At 66.2% G+C, this 17,445-nt stretch carries 14 protein-coding genes; 10 read left to right on the top strand and 4 right to left on the bottom strand.

The features are described 5' to 3' along the window. Positions 1–5: 5 nt before the first annotated feature. Positions 6–518, bottom strand: a complete 513-nt coding sequence (locus ABIB42_RS08940) for a DUF2271 domain-containing protein (RefSeq protein ID WP_429248233.1) — start codon at positions 516–518, stop codon at positions 6–8. Between the two features lie 25 nt (positions 519–543). Then, positions 544–1,254: a PepSY-associated TM helix domain-containing protein gene (locus ABIB42_RS08935; RefSeq protein WP_273035484.1), complete on the bottom strand. Its 711-nt coding sequence runs from the start codon at positions 1,252–1,254 to the stop codon at positions 544–546. A 322-nt stretch (positions 1,255–1,576) separates the two neighbouring features. Between ABIB42_RS08935 and ABIB42_RS08930 the strand changes: the two genes are divergently transcribed. The 6 genes from ABIB42_RS08930 (at position 1,577) to ABIB42_RS08905 (ending at position 9,528) form a co-directional block, all read left to right on the top strand. Continuing rightward, positions 1,577–4,432 (top strand): 2-oxoglutarate dehydrogenase E1 component, encoded by a 2,856-nt coding sequence (locus tag ABIB42_RS08930; RefSeq protein ID WP_184239736.1) that lies wholly within the window; start codon positions 1,577–1,579, stop codon positions 4,430–4,432. Positions 4,433–4,515: 83 nt separating this feature from the next. After that, entirely contained in the window at positions 4,516–5,778 is a 1,263-nt protein-coding gene (gene odhB, locus ABIB42_RS08925) for a 2-oxoglutarate dehydrogenase complex dihydrolipoyllysine-residue succinyltransferase (protein ID WP_005666213.1), read from the top strand. Positions 5,779–5,838: 60 nt separating this feature from the next. Then, entirely contained in the window at positions 5,839–6,192 is a 354-nt protein-coding gene (locus ABIB42_RS08920; protein ID WP_005666215.1) for a PspC domain-containing protein, read from the top strand. A gap of 15 nt (positions 6,193–6,207) precedes the next feature. Further along, positions 6,208–7,644 (top strand): dihydrolipoyl dehydrogenase, encoded by a 1,437-nt coding sequence (gene lpdA, locus ABIB42_RS08915; RefSeq protein ID WP_429248232.1) that lies wholly within the window; start codon positions 6,208–6,210, stop codon positions 7,642–7,644. Positions 7,645–7,726: 82 nt separating this feature from the next. Next, positions 7,727–8,824 (top strand): cell division protein ZapE, encoded by a 1,098-nt coding sequence (gene zapE / locus ABIB42_RS08910; RefSeq protein ID WP_071361910.1) that lies wholly within the window; start codon positions 7,727–7,729, stop codon positions 8,822–8,824. A gap of 14 nt (positions 8,825–8,838) precedes the next feature. Beyond that, positions 8,839–9,528, top strand: a complete 690-nt coding sequence (locus ABIB42_RS08905; protein WP_313632762.1) for a hypothetical protein — start codon at positions 8,839–8,841, stop codon at positions 9,526–9,528. Here the strand turns inward: ABIB42_RS08905 and ABIB42_RS08900 are convergent. Further along, the gene (locus tag ABIB42_RS08900; RefSeq protein ID WP_313632760.1) at positions 9,525–10,310 is read right to left on the bottom strand and encodes a PP2C family protein-serine/threonine phosphatase; all 786 of its coding nucleotides are present in this window, start codon (positions 10,308–10,310) and stop codon (positions 9,525–9,527) included. The genes ABIB42_RS08905 and ABIB42_RS08900 overlap by 4 nt on opposite strands. Positions 10,311–10,491: 181 nt before the next feature. Between ABIB42_RS08900 and ABIB42_RS08895 the strand changes: the two genes are divergently transcribed. Together ABIB42_RS08895 and ABIB42_RS08890 are read left to right on the top strand one after the other, a co-directional pair. Further along, positions 10,492–10,692 carry a YdcH family protein gene (locus ABIB42_RS08895; protein WP_005666222.1) on the top strand — a complete coding sequence of 67 codons (201 nt, stop codon included), beginning with the start codon at positions 10,492–10,494 and terminating at the stop codon, positions 10,690–10,692. A 31-nt stretch (positions 10,693–10,723) separates the two neighbouring features. Next, entirely contained in the window at positions 10,724–12,772 is a 2,049-nt protein-coding gene (locus ABIB42_RS08890) for an ATP-dependent DNA helicase (RefSeq protein ID WP_370662486.1), read from the top strand. 17 nt (positions 12,773–12,789) lie between these two features. On the opposite strand, the gene ABIB42_RS08885 is transcribed toward ABIB42_RS08890, so the two are convergent. Then, positions 12,790–13,764, bottom strand: a complete 975-nt coding sequence (locus ABIB42_RS08885; protein WP_313632758.1) for an NADPH:quinone oxidoreductase family protein — start codon at positions 13,762–13,764, stop codon at positions 12,790–12,792. A 177-nt stretch (positions 13,765–13,941) separates the two neighbouring features. Here ABIB42_RS08885 and ABIB42_RS08880 point away from each other — a divergent pair, with 177 nt between their 5' ends. Together ABIB42_RS08880 and ABIB42_RS08875 are read left to right on the top strand one after the other, a co-directional pair. After that, positions 13,942–14,550 (top strand): toll/interleukin-1 receptor domain-containing protein, encoded by a 609-nt coding sequence (locus ABIB42_RS08880; protein WP_005666225.1) that lies wholly within the window; start codon positions 13,942–13,944, stop codon positions 14,548–14,550. Positions 14,551–14,558: 8 nt separating this feature from the next. After that, positions 14,559–17,072: a tetratricopeptide repeat protein gene (locus ABIB42_RS08875; protein ID WP_005666227.1), complete on the top strand. Its 2,514-nt coding sequence runs from the start codon at positions 14,559–14,561 to the stop codon at positions 17,070–17,072. Positions 17,073–17,445: the final 373 nt, after the last annotated feature.

The following is a 17,445-nucleotide window of genomic DNA, read 5'->3' as shown; positions in this document are numbered from 1 at the left end:
TGTCGTTATTGGATCTGGAGCGACACGGCGCCCAGTTCGTCCTTGCCGGCCGCGTTCGCCGCCAGCTTGCCCTTGCCGGCCCAGGTGAACGGCACCTTGACCACTTCGCGTCCGCCCGCCTCGCGCGCCGCTTCCACCACCAGCTTGTATTCACCGGGCGGCAGCTTGTCGATGCCATACCTGGCGCCGGCGAACTTCATGGTGTGGGTGCCGGGCGCGCGGGTGGCGCCGCTGACGCCGTCGATCGGCAGGGCGGCGTCGCGCCCCGCCTTGCGCCACCAGGTGCGCAAGTCCTTGACCCATTTCTCGCCGCCCTTGTCCTTCATCTTGACGTCGTACAGCACGGCCAGGTTGGAGGCGATGCCCTGGTCGGCATTCTCGATCCAGATCGCCACATAGGGCTTGTGATATTCGGCCACGTTCAGCTGCGGCACGTCGAACTTGACGGACAGGTCGGCGCCCATGGCCCAGCTGGACGCGAGCGGGAGGGTGAGGGCGAGCGAATGGGACAGTTTCATTCTTGGTCTTCTCTCGGTAGGTGGATCAGTGGACGAACAGGAGGGCCAGCACGATCGGCAGCACGATGCCGAAACCGACCACCGGCCAGGTCGACGGCCGCTTGGCCGCGTGATACTTCAGGATCAGGAAACCGGTAATGCAGAACACCACGCAGGCCACGGCGAAGAGGTCGATGAACCAGCTCCAGACCACGCCCGTGTTGCGGCCCTTGTGCATGTCGTTGAGCCAGGAGATCCAGCCGCGGTCGGTCTTTTCGAACTCGGCGCTGCCGTCGACCGCGATGCGCAGCCAGGCGTCGCCGCCGGGACGGGGCAGGGCGACATACGCGTCTTCCTCGCTCCACTCGGCGCGCTTGCCGCGCACGTCGACCGGGAAGGCGCCATTGGTCCAGTCCGCGATCTCGCTCGGCAGCGGCACTTCGGCGTCGACGTGGTCTTCGGCAAAGGCCTGCAGCTGGACGCGCAGCGGCTCGGGCAGGGTGGCTTTCAGGCGCGTGACGACGGGCTTGGCCTCGATCAGCGTGGCGTTGTTCAGCGTCAGCCCGGTAAAACTGAACAGCAGCATGGCCATCAGGCAGATGGCCGAACTGATCCAATGCCATTGATGCAACTGCTTGAGCCACATAGCGCGGCGAGCGCCGGGCAGGGCGGTCCCAGCCGCGGCGCCGGCAGGCGCGGGCTCGGCCTTGATGGCCGGCTCGGCTTTATTCTTGAGAGGAGTTGCGGAAGAAGGCATCTTTAAATGATAACGATTATCATTTACATGGTCAACTCAGCAATGAGCGCAATGCGGGATTCGTTCCAAAAGTGCGACTCAGAAATACACATTTTGTAATAAATAATTTCTTGGAAGGGAGTCTGCCCTGGCCGAGATCATGCGTTACAATAATGTGCGCAAATTGGCAGGATTTTGCACACGTATTTTTTAGTACCGAACAGTCCTTCCCCCACAACTTGATGTCTTGAAGTGCAATCCGCTAACCGGTCAGGCCGTGTCGCGGAAGGTTTTAAACAACCCGCCCAAACCTCGCGAAGCGCGAAAAGAAAGGTGAGCAAGAATGATGCAACAATATAACGCCAACTCCTACCTGTTCGGCGGCAATGCCCCGTACGTGGAAGAGTTGTACGAGGCCTATCTGGATAATCCGACCTCGGTGCCCGAAAACTGGCGCGCCTACTTCGACCAGATGCAACACGTGCCGGCAGTCGACGGCTCGAACCGCCCCGATGTGGTGCATTCCTCGGTGGTGGCCTCGTTCGCGGAACGCGCCAAGCAGGGCCCGATCCGTACCGTCGTCGCTTCGGCCGACTCCGAACTGGGCCGCAAACGCGTCGCCGTCACCCAGATCACCGCCGCCTACCGCTACCTCGGTTCGCGCTGGGCCAACCTGGACCCGCTGCAGCGCCAGGAACGCCCACCCCTCCCAGAGCTCGACCCCGCCTTCTACGGCTTCACCGAAGCCGATCTCGACACCGTTTTCAATATCAGCAACACCTACTTCGGTCAGGAAACCGCGCCATTGCGCGACATCCTGAACATGTTGCGTGATACGTACACCCGTTCGATCGGCGCCGAGTTCATGTACATCAGCGATCCGACCGAAAAGCGCTGGCTGCAGGAGCGCCTGGAATCGATCCGCTCGACCCCGACCTTCAGCGCCGAGAAGAAAAAGCACATCCTCGAGCGCCTGACCGCGGCCGAAGGCCTGGAACGCTACCTGCACACCAAGTACGTCGGCGCCAAGCGCTTCTCGCTGGAAGGCGGCGAATCGTTCATCGCCTCGATCGACGAAGTGATCCAGCGCGCCGGTGAAAAAGGCATCCAGGAAATCGTGATCGGCATGGCCCACCGCGGCCGCCTGAACGTCCTGGTCAACACCCTGGGCAAGAGCCCGGCCGACCTGTTCGAAGAATTCGAAGGCAAGCACGCCGACGACCTGCCGGCAGGCGACGTGAAATACCACCAGGGCTTCTCGAGCGATATCTCGACCCCGGGCGGCCCGGTCCACCTGTCGCTGGCGTTCAACCCGTCCCACCTCGAGATCGTCAACCCGGTCGTCGAAGGCTCGGTCAAGGCGCGCATGATGCGTCGCGGCGACAAGAAGGGCAAGGAAGTGCTGCCGATCCTGGTGCACGGCGACGCCGCGTTCGCCGGCCAGGGCGTGGTCATGGAAACCCTGAACCTGGCGCAGACCCGCGGCTACGGCACCGGCGGCACCGTGCACATCGTCATCAACAACCAGATCGGCTTCACCACCTCGGATCCACGCGACGCGCGCTCGACCCTGTACTGCTCGGACGTCGTCAAGATGATCGAAGCGCCGGTGCTGCACGTCAATGCGGACGATCCTGAAGCTGTTGTGCTTGCAAGCCAGATCGCCCTCGACTACCGCGCCGAGTTCGGCAAGGACGTCGTGGTCGACATCATCTGCTACCGCAAACTGGGCCACAACGAGCAGGACACCCCGGCGCTGACCCAGCCGCTGATGTACAAGAAGATCGCCAAGCATCCGGGCACCCGCAAGCTGTACGCCGAGAAGCTGGCCGCGCAGGGCACCATCGAAGCCGACGGCGGCGACAAGCTGGTCGCCGCCTACCGCGACGCCATGGACGCCGGCAAGCACACGGTCGATCCGGTGCTGACCAACTTCAAGGGCAAGTACGCCGTCGACTGGGCGCCGTTCCTGAACAAGAAGTGGACCGACGCCGCCGACACCGCCGTGCCGGTCACCGAACTGAAGCGCCTGGCCGAACGCATCACCAAGGTCCCTGAAGGTTTCAAGCCACACTCGCTGGTCGAAAAAGTGCTGGCCGACCGCGCCGCCATGGGCCGCGGCGAAGTGAACCTCGACTGGGGCATGGGCGAGCACCTGGCCTTCGCCTCGCTGCTGTCGTCGGGCTATGCGATCCGCCTGTCGGGCCAGGACGCCGGCCGCGGCACCTTCGTGCACCGCCACGCCGTGCTGCACGACCAGAACCGCGAGCGCTGGGACCAGGGCATCTACCTGCCGCTGGCCAATATCTCCGACAACCAGGCCGACTTCACCGTGATCGACTCGGTGCTGTCCGAAGAAGCGGTGCTGGGCTTCGAATACGGCTTCTCGACCGCCGAACCGAACACCCTGACGATCTGGGAAGCCCAGTTCGGCGACTTCGTCAACGGCGCGCAAGTCGTCATCGACCAGTTCATCGCCTCGGGCGAAGTGAAGTGGGGCCGCGCCTCGGGCCTGGTCATGATGCTGCCGCACGGCTACGAAGGACAGGGTCCGGAGCACTCGTCGGCCCGTATCGAGCGCTTCCTGCAACTGTGCGCCGACAACAATATGCAAGTGGTGCAGCCGACCACGGCCGCCCAGATCTTCCACCTGCTGCGCCGCCAGATGGTGCGCCAGTTCCGCAAGCCGCTGGTGATCTTCACGCCGAAGTCGCTGCTGCGTAACAAGGATGCCGGCTCGCCGCTGACCGACCTGACCAAGGGCGGTTTCCAGACCGTCATCGGCGAATGCGACGACAAGATCGACGCAGGCAAGGTCAAGCGAGTGATCGTGTGCTCGGGCAAGGTCTATTACGACCTGGTCAATGCACGCAAGACGCGCAACAGCGCCGACACCGCGATCATCCGTATCGAGCAGATGTACCCGTTCCCGCACAAGTCGTTCGCCGCCGAACTGAAGAAGTTCCCGAACGCGACCGAAGTGGTGTGGGCGCAGGACGAGCCGCAGAACCAGGGTCCATGGTTCCAGATCCAGCACAACATCTTCGAAGGCATGGAAGATGGCCAGCGCCTGGCGTACGCCGGTCGCGCCGCGTCGGCATCGCCGGCCGTGGGTTATGCGGACAAGCACATCGCACAGCAAAAAGAACTGCTGGAGACCGCGTTCTCGAAACTCAAGGGTTTCATCCTGACTAAGTAATTAGTCACATCAGGTAAAAACCACGCCCCCCGCGTCCCGTGCGCGGGGGCACTTGCAAAGAATAATTACTGGAGTTTTAAAAAATGGCACAAATCGAAGTCAAGGTACCTGTTCTGTCGGAATCCGTTGCTGAAGCAACCCTGCTGTCGTGGCACAAGAAAGTCGGCGAATCCGTCTCGCGCGACGAAAACATGATCGACATCGAGACCGACAAGGTGGTCCTGGAACTGCCGGCGCCAAGCGCCGGCGTGATCGTGCAACTGCTGAAAGCCGACGGCGATACCGTCGTCGCCAACGAAGTCATCGCGATCATCGATACCGAAGCATCGGCGCAGACCAGCCCGATCTCCGTCAAGGCCGTTCCATCGGCAGCGCCGAACGCCCCGATCGCTGCGCCGGCCGCCGCGCCAGCCGCTGATCAGTCGAAAGCCGGCGTCGCCATGCCGGCCGCCGCCAAGATCCTGGCCGACAACAATATGAGCGCTTCGAACGTCGAAGGCTCGGGCCGCGATGGCCGCGTGACCAAGGGCGATGCCCTGGCCGCCGTCGCCGGCAAGCCAGCCGCCGCACCTGCCGCTGCACCGGCCGCCGCGCCGAAGGCAGCCCTGCAGCAAGTCGCTGCTCCTGCACCAGCCAACCTGGGCGACCGTCCGGAAGAGCGCGTGCCGATGAGCCGCCTGCGCGCCCGTATCGCCGAGCGCCTGCTGCAATCGCAGTCGACCAACGCCATCCTGACCACCTTCAACGAAGTGAACATGGCTCCGGTCATGGAACTGCGTAACAAGTACAAGGACAAGTTCGAGAAAGAACACGGCGTCAAGCTGGGCTTCATGTCCTTCTTCGTCAAGGCCGCCGTCGCCGCGCTGAAGAAGTACCCGATCCTGAACGCCTCGGTCGACGGCAACGACATCATCTACCACGGCTACTTCGACATCGGCATCGCCGTCGGTTCGCCACGTGGCCTGGTGGTGCCGATCCTGCGCAACGCCGACCAGATGTCGATCGCCGAAATCGAGAAGAAGATCGGTGAGTTCGGCCAGAAAGCCAAGGACGGCAAGCTGACCCTGGACGACCTGTCGGGCGGCACCTTCTCGATCTCGAACGGCGGCGTGTTCGGCTCGATGCTGTCGACCCCGATCATCAACCCACCGCAGTCGGCGATCCTGGGCGTGCACGCGACCAAGGACCGCGCCGTCGTCGAGAACGGCCAGATCGTCATCCGTCCGATGAACTACCTGGCAATGTCGTACGACCACCGTATCATCGACGGCCGCGAAGCCGTGCTGGGCCTGGTCGCGATGAAGGACGCGCTGGAAGATCCGGCCCGCCTGCTGCTGGACCTGTAATTCTCGTCACGTGCCGGCGCCGCCATGGCGGCGCCGGCTTGCTGTTTGCCGGAGAACGCGATGCTGTCAGACGAAATCAAGCGCTTGCACGAGCTGCACCAGGCCGGCGCGCTGTCGGATGCCGAATTCGAGCAGGCCAAGGCGCGCATCCTGTCGGGTGCGTCGACCGTGAGCCTCAATAAGGAACCGCCGGCCACCGAGCGGATCTCCTTCGACCAGCACCGCGACGACCTGCTGAGCGGCCTGCGCCGCTCGCGGCTCGACCGCTGGCTGGGCGGCGTGTGCGGCGGCCTGGCGCGTACCTACGGTCTCGAATCGTGGGTCTGGCGCCTGATCTTCGTGCTGTTCGTCCTGACGTTCGGCTTCGGCATCCTGATATACCTGCTGCTGTGGGTATTCATTCCGGAAGAATAAAAAGGAATCAAAGTAATGAGCGATAAACAATTTGACGTCGTCGTGATCGGCGGCGGTCCTGGCGGCTACATCGCCGCCATCCGCGCAGCCCAGCTGGGCTTCAAGACCGCCTGCATCGACGAGTGGAGCAACGCCGCCGGCAAGCCTGCCCCGGGCGGCACCTGCACCAACGTCGGCTGCATCCCGTCGAAGGCGCTGCTGCAATCGTCGGAACATTTCGAGCACGCCGGCCACGCCTTCGCCGACCACGGCATCAAGGTCTCGGGCCTCGAGCTCGACCTGGGCACCATGCTCAAGCGCAAGGACACCATCGTCAAGCAGAACAACGACGGCATCCTGTTCCTGTTCAAGAAGAACAAGGTCACCTTCTTCCACGGCCGCGGCGCCTTCGCCGGCAAGGCGGAAGGCGATGCTGGCTACACCATCAACGTCAGCGGCCCGACCACCGACACCATCAGCGCCAAGAACGTGGTCGTCGCGACCGGTTCGAACGCACGCCAGCTGCCGGGCGCGGAATTCGACGAGAAACTGATCCTGTCGAACACCGGCGCCCTGGCGATCGACGCCGTGCCGGGCAAGCTCGGCGTGATCGGCGCCGGCGTCATCGGCCTGGAAATGGGCAGCGTGTGGCGCCGTGTCGGCGCCGACGTCACGGTGCTGGAAGGCCTGCCGACCTTCCTGGGCGCGGTCGACGAGCAGATCGCCAAGGAAGCGCACAAGCTGTTCACCAAGCAGGGCCTGAAGATCAACCTGGGCTGCAAGATCGGCGCGATCACCAAGGGCGCCAACGACGTCACCGTGGAATACGCCGACAGCACCGGCGCGGAGCAGAAAGCGACCTTCGACCGCCTGATCATCTCGATCGGCCGTGTGCCGAACACCAACGGCCTCGGCATCGAGACCGTGGGCCTGCAGCTCGATGAGCGCGGCTTCGTGGTGGTCGACGACGAATGCCGCACCAGCCTGCCGGGCGTGTGGGCGGTGGGCGACGTCGTGCGCGGCCCGATGCTGGCGCACAAGGCCGAGGAAGAGGGCGTGGCGGTTGCCGAGCGCATCGCCGGCCAGCATGGCCACGTCAACTTCAACACGATTCCATGGGTGATCTACACCTCGCCGGAAATCGCGTGGGTCGGCAAGACCGAACAGCAGCTGAAGGCAGAAGGCGTGCAGTACAAGGCCGGCACCTTCCCGTTCATGGCCAACGGCCGTGCGCGCGCGCTGGGCGACACCTCGGGCATGGTCAAGTTCCTGGCCGATGCCACCACCGATGAAATCCTGGGCGTGCACATCGTCGGCCCGATGGCCTCCGAGCTGATCTCGGAAGCCGTGGTCGCGATGGAGTTCAAGGCGTCGTCGGAAGACATCGCCCGCATCTGCCACGCGCACCCGTCGCTGTCGGAAGCGACCAAGGAAGCCGCGCTGGCGGTCGACAAGCGTTCGCTGAACTTCTAAATCCTGGCCTTTAGCAAGGCTCAAGAGAAAATGTGGGGTGGACGGCCGTGCCGTCCACCCCACATCGTTTGATGGTTCGATCATGAATGTCCAAGAGTATTACCAGCACGCGCTGAACGAGCGCGGCTTCAAGTCAGACCCGGCGCAACAGATGGCGGTGGACCGCCTGCAACAGGCGTACGACGACTGGGTCCACTACAAGGCCCAGCGGTCGTCCGCTTTCAAGCGCCTGATCAACCGGCCCGACGTGCCCAGGGGCGTGTACATGTGGGGCGGGGTGGGGCGCGGCAAATCCTTCCTGATGGATTCGTTCTATCTGGTGGTGCCGGTGGTGCGCAAGACGCGCCTGCACTTCCACGAGTTCATGCGCGCCGTGCACGGCCAGCTGGATGAGCTGAAGGGCGTGGCCGATCCGCTCGACGAAGTGGCCAAGCGCATCGCCAGGAAATATCGCCTGATCTGCTTCGACGAATTCCACGTTTCGGACATCGCCGACGCGATGATCCTGTACAACCTGCTCAAGGCCCTGTTCGACAACGGCGTGAGCTTCGTGATGACTTCCAATTACGAGCCGTCGACCCTGTATCCGGACGGCCTGCACCGCGACCGCATGCTGCCCACCATCGCGCTGCTGCAAGAGAAACTCGACGTCCTGAACGTCGATGCCGGCAACGACTACCGCAAGCGCGCGCTGGAGCAGGTGGAGGCCTATTACATGCCGCTCGACGCGGCGTCGGACAAGGCGCTGCGCGACGCCTACGCCAGGGTGGCCGACACCGCCGACGAAGCGCCGGTGGTGACCATCGAAAAGCGCGAGATCCGCGCGCTGCGCCGCGCCGGCGGCGTGATCTGGTTCGACTTCGCCACCCTGTGCGGCGGTCCGCGCTCGCAGAACGACTACCTGGAACTGGCCAGCCAGTTCCATACCGTGATCCTGTCCGGCATCCCGGCGATGTCGGCGGCGCAGTCGTCCGAGGCGCGCCGTTTCACCTGGCTGATCGACGTGTTCTACGACCACAAGGTCAAGCTGATCATGTCGGCCGCGGTCGAACCGGAAGAGCTGTACACCACGGGCCAGCTGGCGAACGAATTCCACCGGACTGTATCGCGTATCATCGAGATGCAGTCGCGCGAGTACCTGCTGGCCGAACGGCGCGGCGCGGCCGATGCTATTGCATGATCGAAAGGAACACCATGAAAAGACAACCGATGCTGCGCGCTGCTGCAGTCGCCGCACTCGCCGTGCTGCTGGCGGCTTGCTCGAGCACCGAGCAGGCGCAGCAGGAGACACCGCCGGCGCCCACCACGTCGCCCGAACAGGCCGAACAGCGCCTGGCCGCGGTCGCGGCCGAGCGCGCCGCGATCGAGGCCCGTTTTGCCGAGCGCGAAGTGGTTTGCTACGACAAATTCTTCGTCAACCGCTGCCTGGACGAAGCCCGCGAAGTGCGGCGCGCGGCCCTGGTGACGCAGCGCGCGATCGAGATCGAGGCCTCGCACTACCTGCGCCGCCTCAAGGTCGAGGAGCGTGACAAGGCGATCGCCGAAGCCGATGCCGCCTATGCGGAACAAGAAGCCAGGCTGGCCGCCGATCCGGCGCCGGTGAAGGATTCGGCCGCCGCGGCGCTGCCGCCGCCACGCACCAAGCCGGGCGAATCGCGCGTGGTGCGCAACCAGCAGCGGGCCCAGGAAAGCGCGGCGAACGCCGAGAAGGAAGCCGCGGAGCGCGCGGCCAATGTCGCGGCCTATGAAGAGCGCCGTCGCAAGTCGGAAGAACGCCAGAAGGAAGTGGCGCGCCGCGTAGCCGAGCGCGAAGCCAAGGCGGCCCAGCGCGCGGCCGAGGAAGCCAAGCGGACGGGCGGCAATCAGCCGGCGCCAACGAACTAGCGCTGACCGGCGAACGACCCGTCCTGGGCCGGCTTGACCAGCTTCACGATGGCCATGGTGCAATTGCCGCCTTTGCCTTGCGAGCGCTCGGTGGCTTTGTTGATGAGCATTTCGGAGGCCTGGCGCGGCGTCGTCCTGGCGGTCACGGCCGCCAGCTCGGCGTCGGTGAAGAAATGCCACAGGCCGTCCGAGCACAGCAGGAAGCTGTCGCCCGCCGCCAGGCCGGTATGGCTGCCGGTCGTGACGAAGGGTTCCTTGCGGCTGTTTCCCAATACATTGAGCAAGAGCTTGGAGCGGCGGTGGTTGCGCGCCGCGTCCGGCGGCAGGCGGTCGCTGCCGACCAGGTGCTCGACGTAGGCGGCGTCGCCCGTGCGCCCCGCGCACTTGCCGTGCTCGAAGCGGTAGAGACGCGAATCGCCCACGTGGGCCCAGACCGCCTCGCCGTGCGGGCTGATCACCAGGCCGACGAAGCTGGCGTGGATCTCGGCCTGCGTGGCCACGGCATTCATCTTGATCACCGTATGGGTCTCGCTGATCATCTCGTGCAGCAGCTGGGCCAGGCGCTCGATGCCGGGACGGTCGCCGGGCTTGAATTGGTCGAAAACCTGGCGCGCCGTGTGCAGCACCTGGTCGGCCCCGGCCGGGCTGGCGACCCCGTCCGACAGCACCGCGAGCACGTAGCCGGGGGCGCGGGCGCCGGTGAACAGGGCGGCGCGGTCGTTCTGCTGGGGGCGGTTTCCGATGTGTTGCGCGGTGCCCGCTTCGATCTTGTAAGAAGTCATAAATCCGTGTTTTCCAGGACGCGAACGCCAATCTTTGTTGGCGGCAACCTCCGCCTCGATTAAACTATGCACTGATAAGCCACCAGCGCGCAAGTTAATCTTGTAGCAACAACATGGCAAGACCCGCAGCGCCCGCCCTGGCCGGCGCTTTTCGCCATTCTTTCCCGTAACTGCATCCAACATGACTGACGTACAGGACATCCAGCGCCGTATTATCGAACTCGATGTGGAGCACCGCGACCTCGACGCCGTCATCTCCCTGTTGACGGCGGACGGTCATGCCGACCAGTTACAGCTGCGCCGCCTCAAGAAGCGTAAACTGCAGCTCAAAGATCATATTACGCTGCTGAAGATGCAGCTGGTACCCGATATCCCCGCCTGATTCATTCCCAGGCCCAACGAAACCACGTATTTTGACCGACCAACTTTCTGCTTCTTCGGATGCGGTGGAGACCATTGCTCCCGCAATCCCGGAATCCCAGGCTCCCGCCGGCAAGTACGACGCCGACGTCGATCGCCTGTTCGGCGCCGGCGGCCCGCTCGCGCCGGCCGTCGGCACTTTCAAGCCGCGCCAGTCGCAGACCGAAATGGCCAAGGCCGTGGCCCAGGCCATCGCCGACCAGCAAGTGCTCATGGCCGAGGCCGGCACGGGCACCGGCAAGACCTTCGCCTACCTGGTGCCGGCGCTGCTGTGGGGCGGCAAGACCATCGTCTCGACCGGCACCAAGAACTTGCAAGATCAATTGTTCCTGCGCGATATCCCGACCGTGCGCGCCGCCTTGCGCGCGCCGGTCTCGGTCGCCCTGCTCAAGGGCCGCTCGAACTACGTCTGCCATTTCCACCTCGAGCGCACCCTGCAGAACGGGCGCCTGACCTCGCGCGACGACGTCGGCCACCTGCGCGAGATCTCGCGCTTCATCAAGATGACGAGCTCGGGCGACAAGGCCGAGCTGGCCAAGGTGCCCGAGACCGCCACCGTCTGGAACCTGGTCACCTCCACGCGCGACACCTGCATGGGCGCCGAATGCCAGTACTACCAGGATTGCTTCGTGATGAAGGCGCGCAGGGAAGCGCAGCAGGCCGATGTCGTGGTGGTCAACCACCACCTGTTCTTCGCCGACGTGGCGCTGAAGGATACCGGCGTGGCCGAGCTGCTGCCGTCGGCCAATACCATCATCTTCGACGAGGCGCACCAGCTGCCCGACGTCGCGACCCTGTTCTTCGGCCAGTCGGTCTCGACCTCGCAAGTGCTGGAACTGTGCCGCGACGTGCTGGCCGAAGGCCTGGCCCATGCGCGCGGCGGCCCGGACTGGGCCAAGGTGGTGACCGTGGTCGAGAAGGCCGCGCGCGACCTGCGCCTGTCCTTCGGCGACGGCAACTTGCGCCTGTCGCTGCCGCAGATCATGCCGACCTCCCAGTTCTTCCCGGCACTTGAAAAGCTCAAAGAAGAAATCGCCGGCATGATCACGGTGCTGGAGGAAAATTCCGCGCGCGCCGAAACCATCGAAGCCTGCCGCGTGCGTGCGCACGAGCTGGCCGCCGCCTTCGAGGCCTGGAAGCCGGACCACAAGGCGCCGGCCAACGAGCAGGCGGTGCTGTGGGCCGAGGCCTTCTCGTCTTCGCTGCAACTGCACAAGACGCCGCTGTCGATCGCGCCGATCTTCGCCAGCCAGAGAGAGGGCACGCCGCGCAGCTGGATCTTCACCTCGGCCACGCTGGCGGTGAAGAACGACTTCAAGCATTTCTCAGACCAGCTGGGACTGACCGGCGAGCCGGCCAAGACCTGGCCCAGCCCGTTCGACTACCAGAACCAGGGCATCCTGTACGTGCCGACCGGCCTGCCCGAGCCGCAGGCGGCCGTGTACACCGACGCGGTGGTCGATGCCGCCTTGCCGGTGATCGAGGCCGCCGGCGGCCGCACCTTCTTCCTGTGCACGACGATCCGCGCCGTCAACAAGGTGGCCGAGCGCCTGCGCGCCGAGTTCGCCGAACGCGGCTGGGATTTCCCGCTGTTCGTGCAGGGCGAGCGCGGCCGTACCGAACTGCTCGATTCCTTCCGCAATGCGGGCAATGCGGTGCTGGTCGGCAGCCAGAGCTTCTGGGAAGGCGTCGACGTGCGCGGCGATGCGCTGTCGCTGGTGATCATCGACAAGCTGCCGTTCGCGCCGCCCGACGATCCGGTGCTGGCCGCGCGCATCGAGGTGATGGAAAAGCAGGGCATGAACGGCTTCATGCACCACCAGCTGCCCGAGGCGATCATCACCCTGAAGCAGGGCGCCGGACGCCTGATCCGCGACGTCGACGACCGCGGCGTGCTGATGATCTGCGATCCGCGCATCATCACCAAGCCGTATGGCCGCCGCATCTGGCAGAGCCTGCCGTCGTTCAAGCGCACCCGGGTGCAGGAAGAGGTGATCCAGTTCTTCCGGCCGGTCGAAGAGGCGGACCAGAGCGCGGCATGAGCGCGGCCTGAGCGGCGTCAGGGCACGATGATCACCTTGCCGATGACCTTGCGCGCCGCCATGTCGTTCAAGGCCTGCGCGGTGTCGGCCAGCGCATAGCGCCGCGACACCAGCGGCCGCAGTTTCCCTTGCGCGATCCAGCCGGTGATGCGCTCCATCGCCGCCAGGTGCGCATCCTGTTCCTTGCGCGTGAAGTCGCCCCAGAACACGCCCACCACCGACGCCCCTTTCAGCAGCATCAGGTTCCACGGCAGGCGCGGGATCTCGCCGGCCGCGAAGCCCACCGCCAGGTGGCGCCCGCGCCAGGCGATCGAGCGCAGCGCCGGTTCGCTGTACTTGCCGCCGACCGGATCGTAGATGACGTCCGGGCCGCGGCCATCGGTGGCGGCGCGCAGCGCTTCGCGCAAGTCCGCGGTTTCATAATTGATCAGCACGTCGGCGCCGTGCACCTTGCACGCCGCCAGCTTCTCGTCGCTGGACGCGGCCGCGATCACGCGCGCGCCGAGGGCCTTGCCGATCTCGATCGCCGCCAGGCCCACGCCGCCGGCCGCGCCCAGCACCAGCATCGTTTCGCCCGGCTGCAAGGCAGCGCGGTCGGCGACCGCGTGGTACGAGGTGCCGTAGGTGAGCGTGATCGCGGCGGCGACGTCGAAGTCCATGTCGTCCGGCATCGGGAGGAAGGCGCTGCCCGGGGCCACGGCCTGCTCGGCGAAGGCGCCGGTGCGGGTGAAACCGATCACGCGCTGGCCGGGGACGAAGCCGCGGACGTCGGCCCCGACGGCGCGCACCACGCCCGCGAACTCGTTGCCCGGCGTGAAGGGAAGGGGAGGACGCACCTGGTATTTGCCCTGGACCGTCAGCACGTCGGGGAAGTTGACGCCGGCCGCCTTCACGTCCACCACGACGTCGCCCGGGCCGGCGACCGGTTCCGGCAAGTCTTCCAGCACCAGGCTGTCTGGTGGTCCCCAAGCGGTGCAGCGTACGGCTTTCATTGCTTCCTCACAGTTTTATTGGCGGGGTTATTGGCGGGGCGAATTATGCCTTAAGAAAGAGAGCGAATCTTCGTCCGCAAGGCCCGTGTCTGCTTGTCCGCCCGCAAAGCCGGCAGGGGTCCGCGCGCTAGAGTCTTGGGATGCGGGCGCCACGCGCGCCGGGACCAGAGGACAAGCATGGCAATTCGTTACGGTTGTTTCTTCAGTTATGCCCACGGCCGACACGCGCTGATGCAGCGCTTCAAGTCGGCCCTGGCCGACGCCCTGCGCTGCTATCTCGAACCCTACTTCGACAACGAAGACGAACTGTTTGTCGATACCGAGCAGTTGGGCGGCGGCGACGATCTCGACCGCAAGATCGCACGCGCCATGTGCGAGAGCGTCTGCATGATCCTCATCTACACGCCCAAGTACGAGGCCCACGCCTATACGCGGCGCGAGTACGAGGCCATGCGCCTGATCGAGGCCGAGCGCGGCAAGTGGTACACGCTGCCGAGCCGCCTGATCATCCCGGTCGTCATGACGCGCCACCCCGAATCCCTGCCGCCCCAGATCAGCGACGCGCGCTTCTATGTCGACTTCTCGCACTACACGATGGCCACGCCCGATCTGATGTCGAATCCAGACTTCTTGCCGGACATTGACAAGATGGTCAAGCGGATTGCAGCCCATTATGCATGTCAAAAAAAGCATACGCCGCTCGACCACGACTGCAACCAATTCGTGCTTCCCGCTGTCCCACCCGAATGGCGCGATGTTCCAGAACTGACGTTTCCAAAAGAATGAGGAGCCATATGGACCAACAAGGTATCTCGCTCCAGCCGCTGGCCACGCCAGGCGCGGTGACGAGCTTCTATGCCTACGAGGGCGGCGCGGCGCGCAATGCCGTGCTCGCGGCGCTGGCGCTGCAGCTGGCGGGTGGGGACGCCGAGGCGCCGGTGCTGGTGATCGACTGGGATCTCGAGGCGCCGGCACTGCATCGCCATTTCGCAGTGCCGGCCGATGAACCGTATGCCGACCTGCCTGTTTCCCTGCATGGCGCCGGGCCGGCGCCCGCGCACCCGGCGGCGCCTGCGGGCGCGCATGCCACCGACGCCGGCGACGCGGCCCGGCCCGGGCTGCTCGAATTCCTCGAGGCTTGCCGCGCCCGGCTGCGCAACACCGCCGGCCGCGGCGAGGAGCTGGCCGACCGCGTGATCGACGGCGTCGGCTGGCAGGCCTATCTCGAGCGCGCCGACGGCCGCCGTCCGCTCTACCTGCTGCGCGCCGGACGCTTCGACGGCAGCTATGCCGAACGCGCCGGCCGGCTCGACTACCCAGCCCTGTTCGACGCCTGCCCGGCGCTGTTCCGCCGCTTCGCGGCGCGCCTGGCGCAGCATTTCGGCCACGTGCTGGTCGCCACCGCCGCCGGGCGCTCGGCCGCCGTCAGCGTGTGCTCGACCCTGGTGCCCGACCGCCTGGTGGGCCTGTTCACGCCGGCGCCGGGCAGCATCGAAGGCATCGAAGGCATGCTGCGGCGCGCCATCGATTACCGCTGCACCCACGAAGAAGAACAGCGTCCGCTGCTGCTCTACCCGCTGGCCTGCACGGCCGACGGCGCGCGCAGCGACCCGCATGCGCGCTGGCGGCGCGGCGATGCGCGCCATGGCCCGGGTTACCAGCCGCGCATCGAGGCGCTGCTGCGCGCCAGCTATGGCTGGTCGCGCGTCAACCTCGACAGCTGGTTCGACGAGACCCAGCTGGCGCTGGCCGACGCCTTGTCCACCGCCGGCCCGGGCGGCGACCGCCGTGCGCTGGCGCGCCATGCCGCGCTGCTGGCCGAATGGCTGGCGCCGGGCCGCTTCCCCTGGCAGTCGCTGACCGAAGTGCGCCTGCGCGCGGCGGTCGCGCAGGCCCGCCGCCAGGCCGGCGGCGACGACATCGGCTCACCGTCGCTGGCCGATCACCTCGGCCGCTTGGGCGAGCTGTGCCGCCGTGAGCGGCGCCGCGACGAAGCCCGCGCCTGCCTCGAAGAAAGCCTGGCCGTGCGCGAACGCCTGCTTGGCGACGACCATGCGGCCACGCGCCAGGCCCGCGTCGCGCTGGCCGCGCTCCTGCTCGACAGCGGCGTCGTGCAAGAGGCGCGCCGCCACTACGACCTGCTGGTCCAGGCCTGCGCGCGCACGGCCGGTCCTGATGCGCCCGAGACGCTGGCGGCGCGCTCGCAGCTGGCGCGGGCGCTGGCCGCGCTGGGCGAGGGCGAGCGCGCGCTGGCGCTGCACGAGCAGGTGGTGTCCACCTGCGAACGCGCGCTCGGCGCCGAACACCTGGTCACGCTCGACTGCCTCGAAGACCTGGCGCATAGCCTGGTGCAGCAGCGCGAATTCGAACGCGCCCGCATCGTGGTCGAACGGGTGCTCGACGCCCGTCGCCGGCGCCAGGGCAGCGAGCATGCCGACACCCTGCGTTGCGGCCAGCGGCTGGCGCTGCTGCTGGGCGAGACGGGCGAACTGGGCAACGCGCGGCGCATGCTCGAATCGGTGTTGCGGGCCCATGAACGTCACGACGGCCTGGACGCCGCCGGCACACTGTCGGCGCGCGAGGCGCTGGCCGAGATCCTGGCGGCGCAGGGCGACCTGGCGGCGGTGCGCAGCATCCAGGAATCGTTGGCGCGCACGCGCGAGCGGCACCTGGGAGCCGGCCATCCCGAAACGCTCAATATGCAGCTGCGGCTGGCCTCCACCCTGGGCCAGCAGGGCGAGGCCGAAGCCGCGCGCCGCCTGCGCGAACAGGTGGCCGAGCTGCGCCAGCACTTGCGCGAGGTCGAAGGCGCGCCGCCGTCCGGCGGCGCCCTGGACGATGCCGTGCAGGTGCAGCTGACACACCAGATGCGGGACCAGATGCGGGCGCACAGCGGGGCATCCGGCTCCAGCCTGTCGCCGGGCGGCGTGGCGCCCGGCCTGTCATCGTCGCCGCCTGCGGCGGACGGCGTTGCAGCGCACGGACAGCATGAACTTGCGGCGCCGCGCGAGCATGCCGAAACCAGTCATGCGGCCGACAACCTGGGCCACAAGCTTACCGAGTTGCAGAACCTGATCGACAGCCGCAGTCCTGAAGAAGCCAGGGCGCTGGCCGACAGCCTGCGCACCTCGGTGCTCAGGCCCAGCGCCGCCCATCCGCTGCGCCGGCGCGGCGCCGCCATGATCAAGCAGGTCTATCTGCAAGAGGGCGACAAGGATGCGCTGTTGTCCTTCACCCAGGACGAAGTGTCGCTGCTCGAAGGGGCCTTGATCGAGGCGGCGCGCGACAATCCGATGGCGATGCGCTGACAGCGCGGGGCGGGCGCTGCGCCAGCCTCGACCCCCGGCATGGTCCGGGCAAGTGCTTGCGCCGGCGCCCGTATGCCGGCGCTCGTATGCCGGTGCCCGTATGCCGGCGCCCGTATGCCCGGATCGCCGGGCGCCGAGCCGCCGACCGGCCCCGCTTGCCCGCAGACCATCAGTCCGCCAGTCCGCCAGTCCGCCAGTCCACCAGTCCACCAGTCCACCAGTCCACCAGTCCACCAGTCCACCAGTCCAACGGGCCGCCGTCCCGCCGAGCCCTTGCCGCGCCAACTTGTCGACTTGCCAGCCCGGATTCACCGGCCCTGGCTCGACGGCATCGAACCGACATCCATTGCGCGGCGCCAGTCCACAGCAGCCT

This window comes from Massilia sp. UYP32, from assembly GCF_050434365.1.
GTDB lineage: Bacteria > Pseudomonadota > Gammaproteobacteria > Burkholderiales > Burkholderiaceae_D > Telluria > Telluria timonae.
This window is presented reverse-complemented; position numbering and strand designations above follow the sequence as displayed.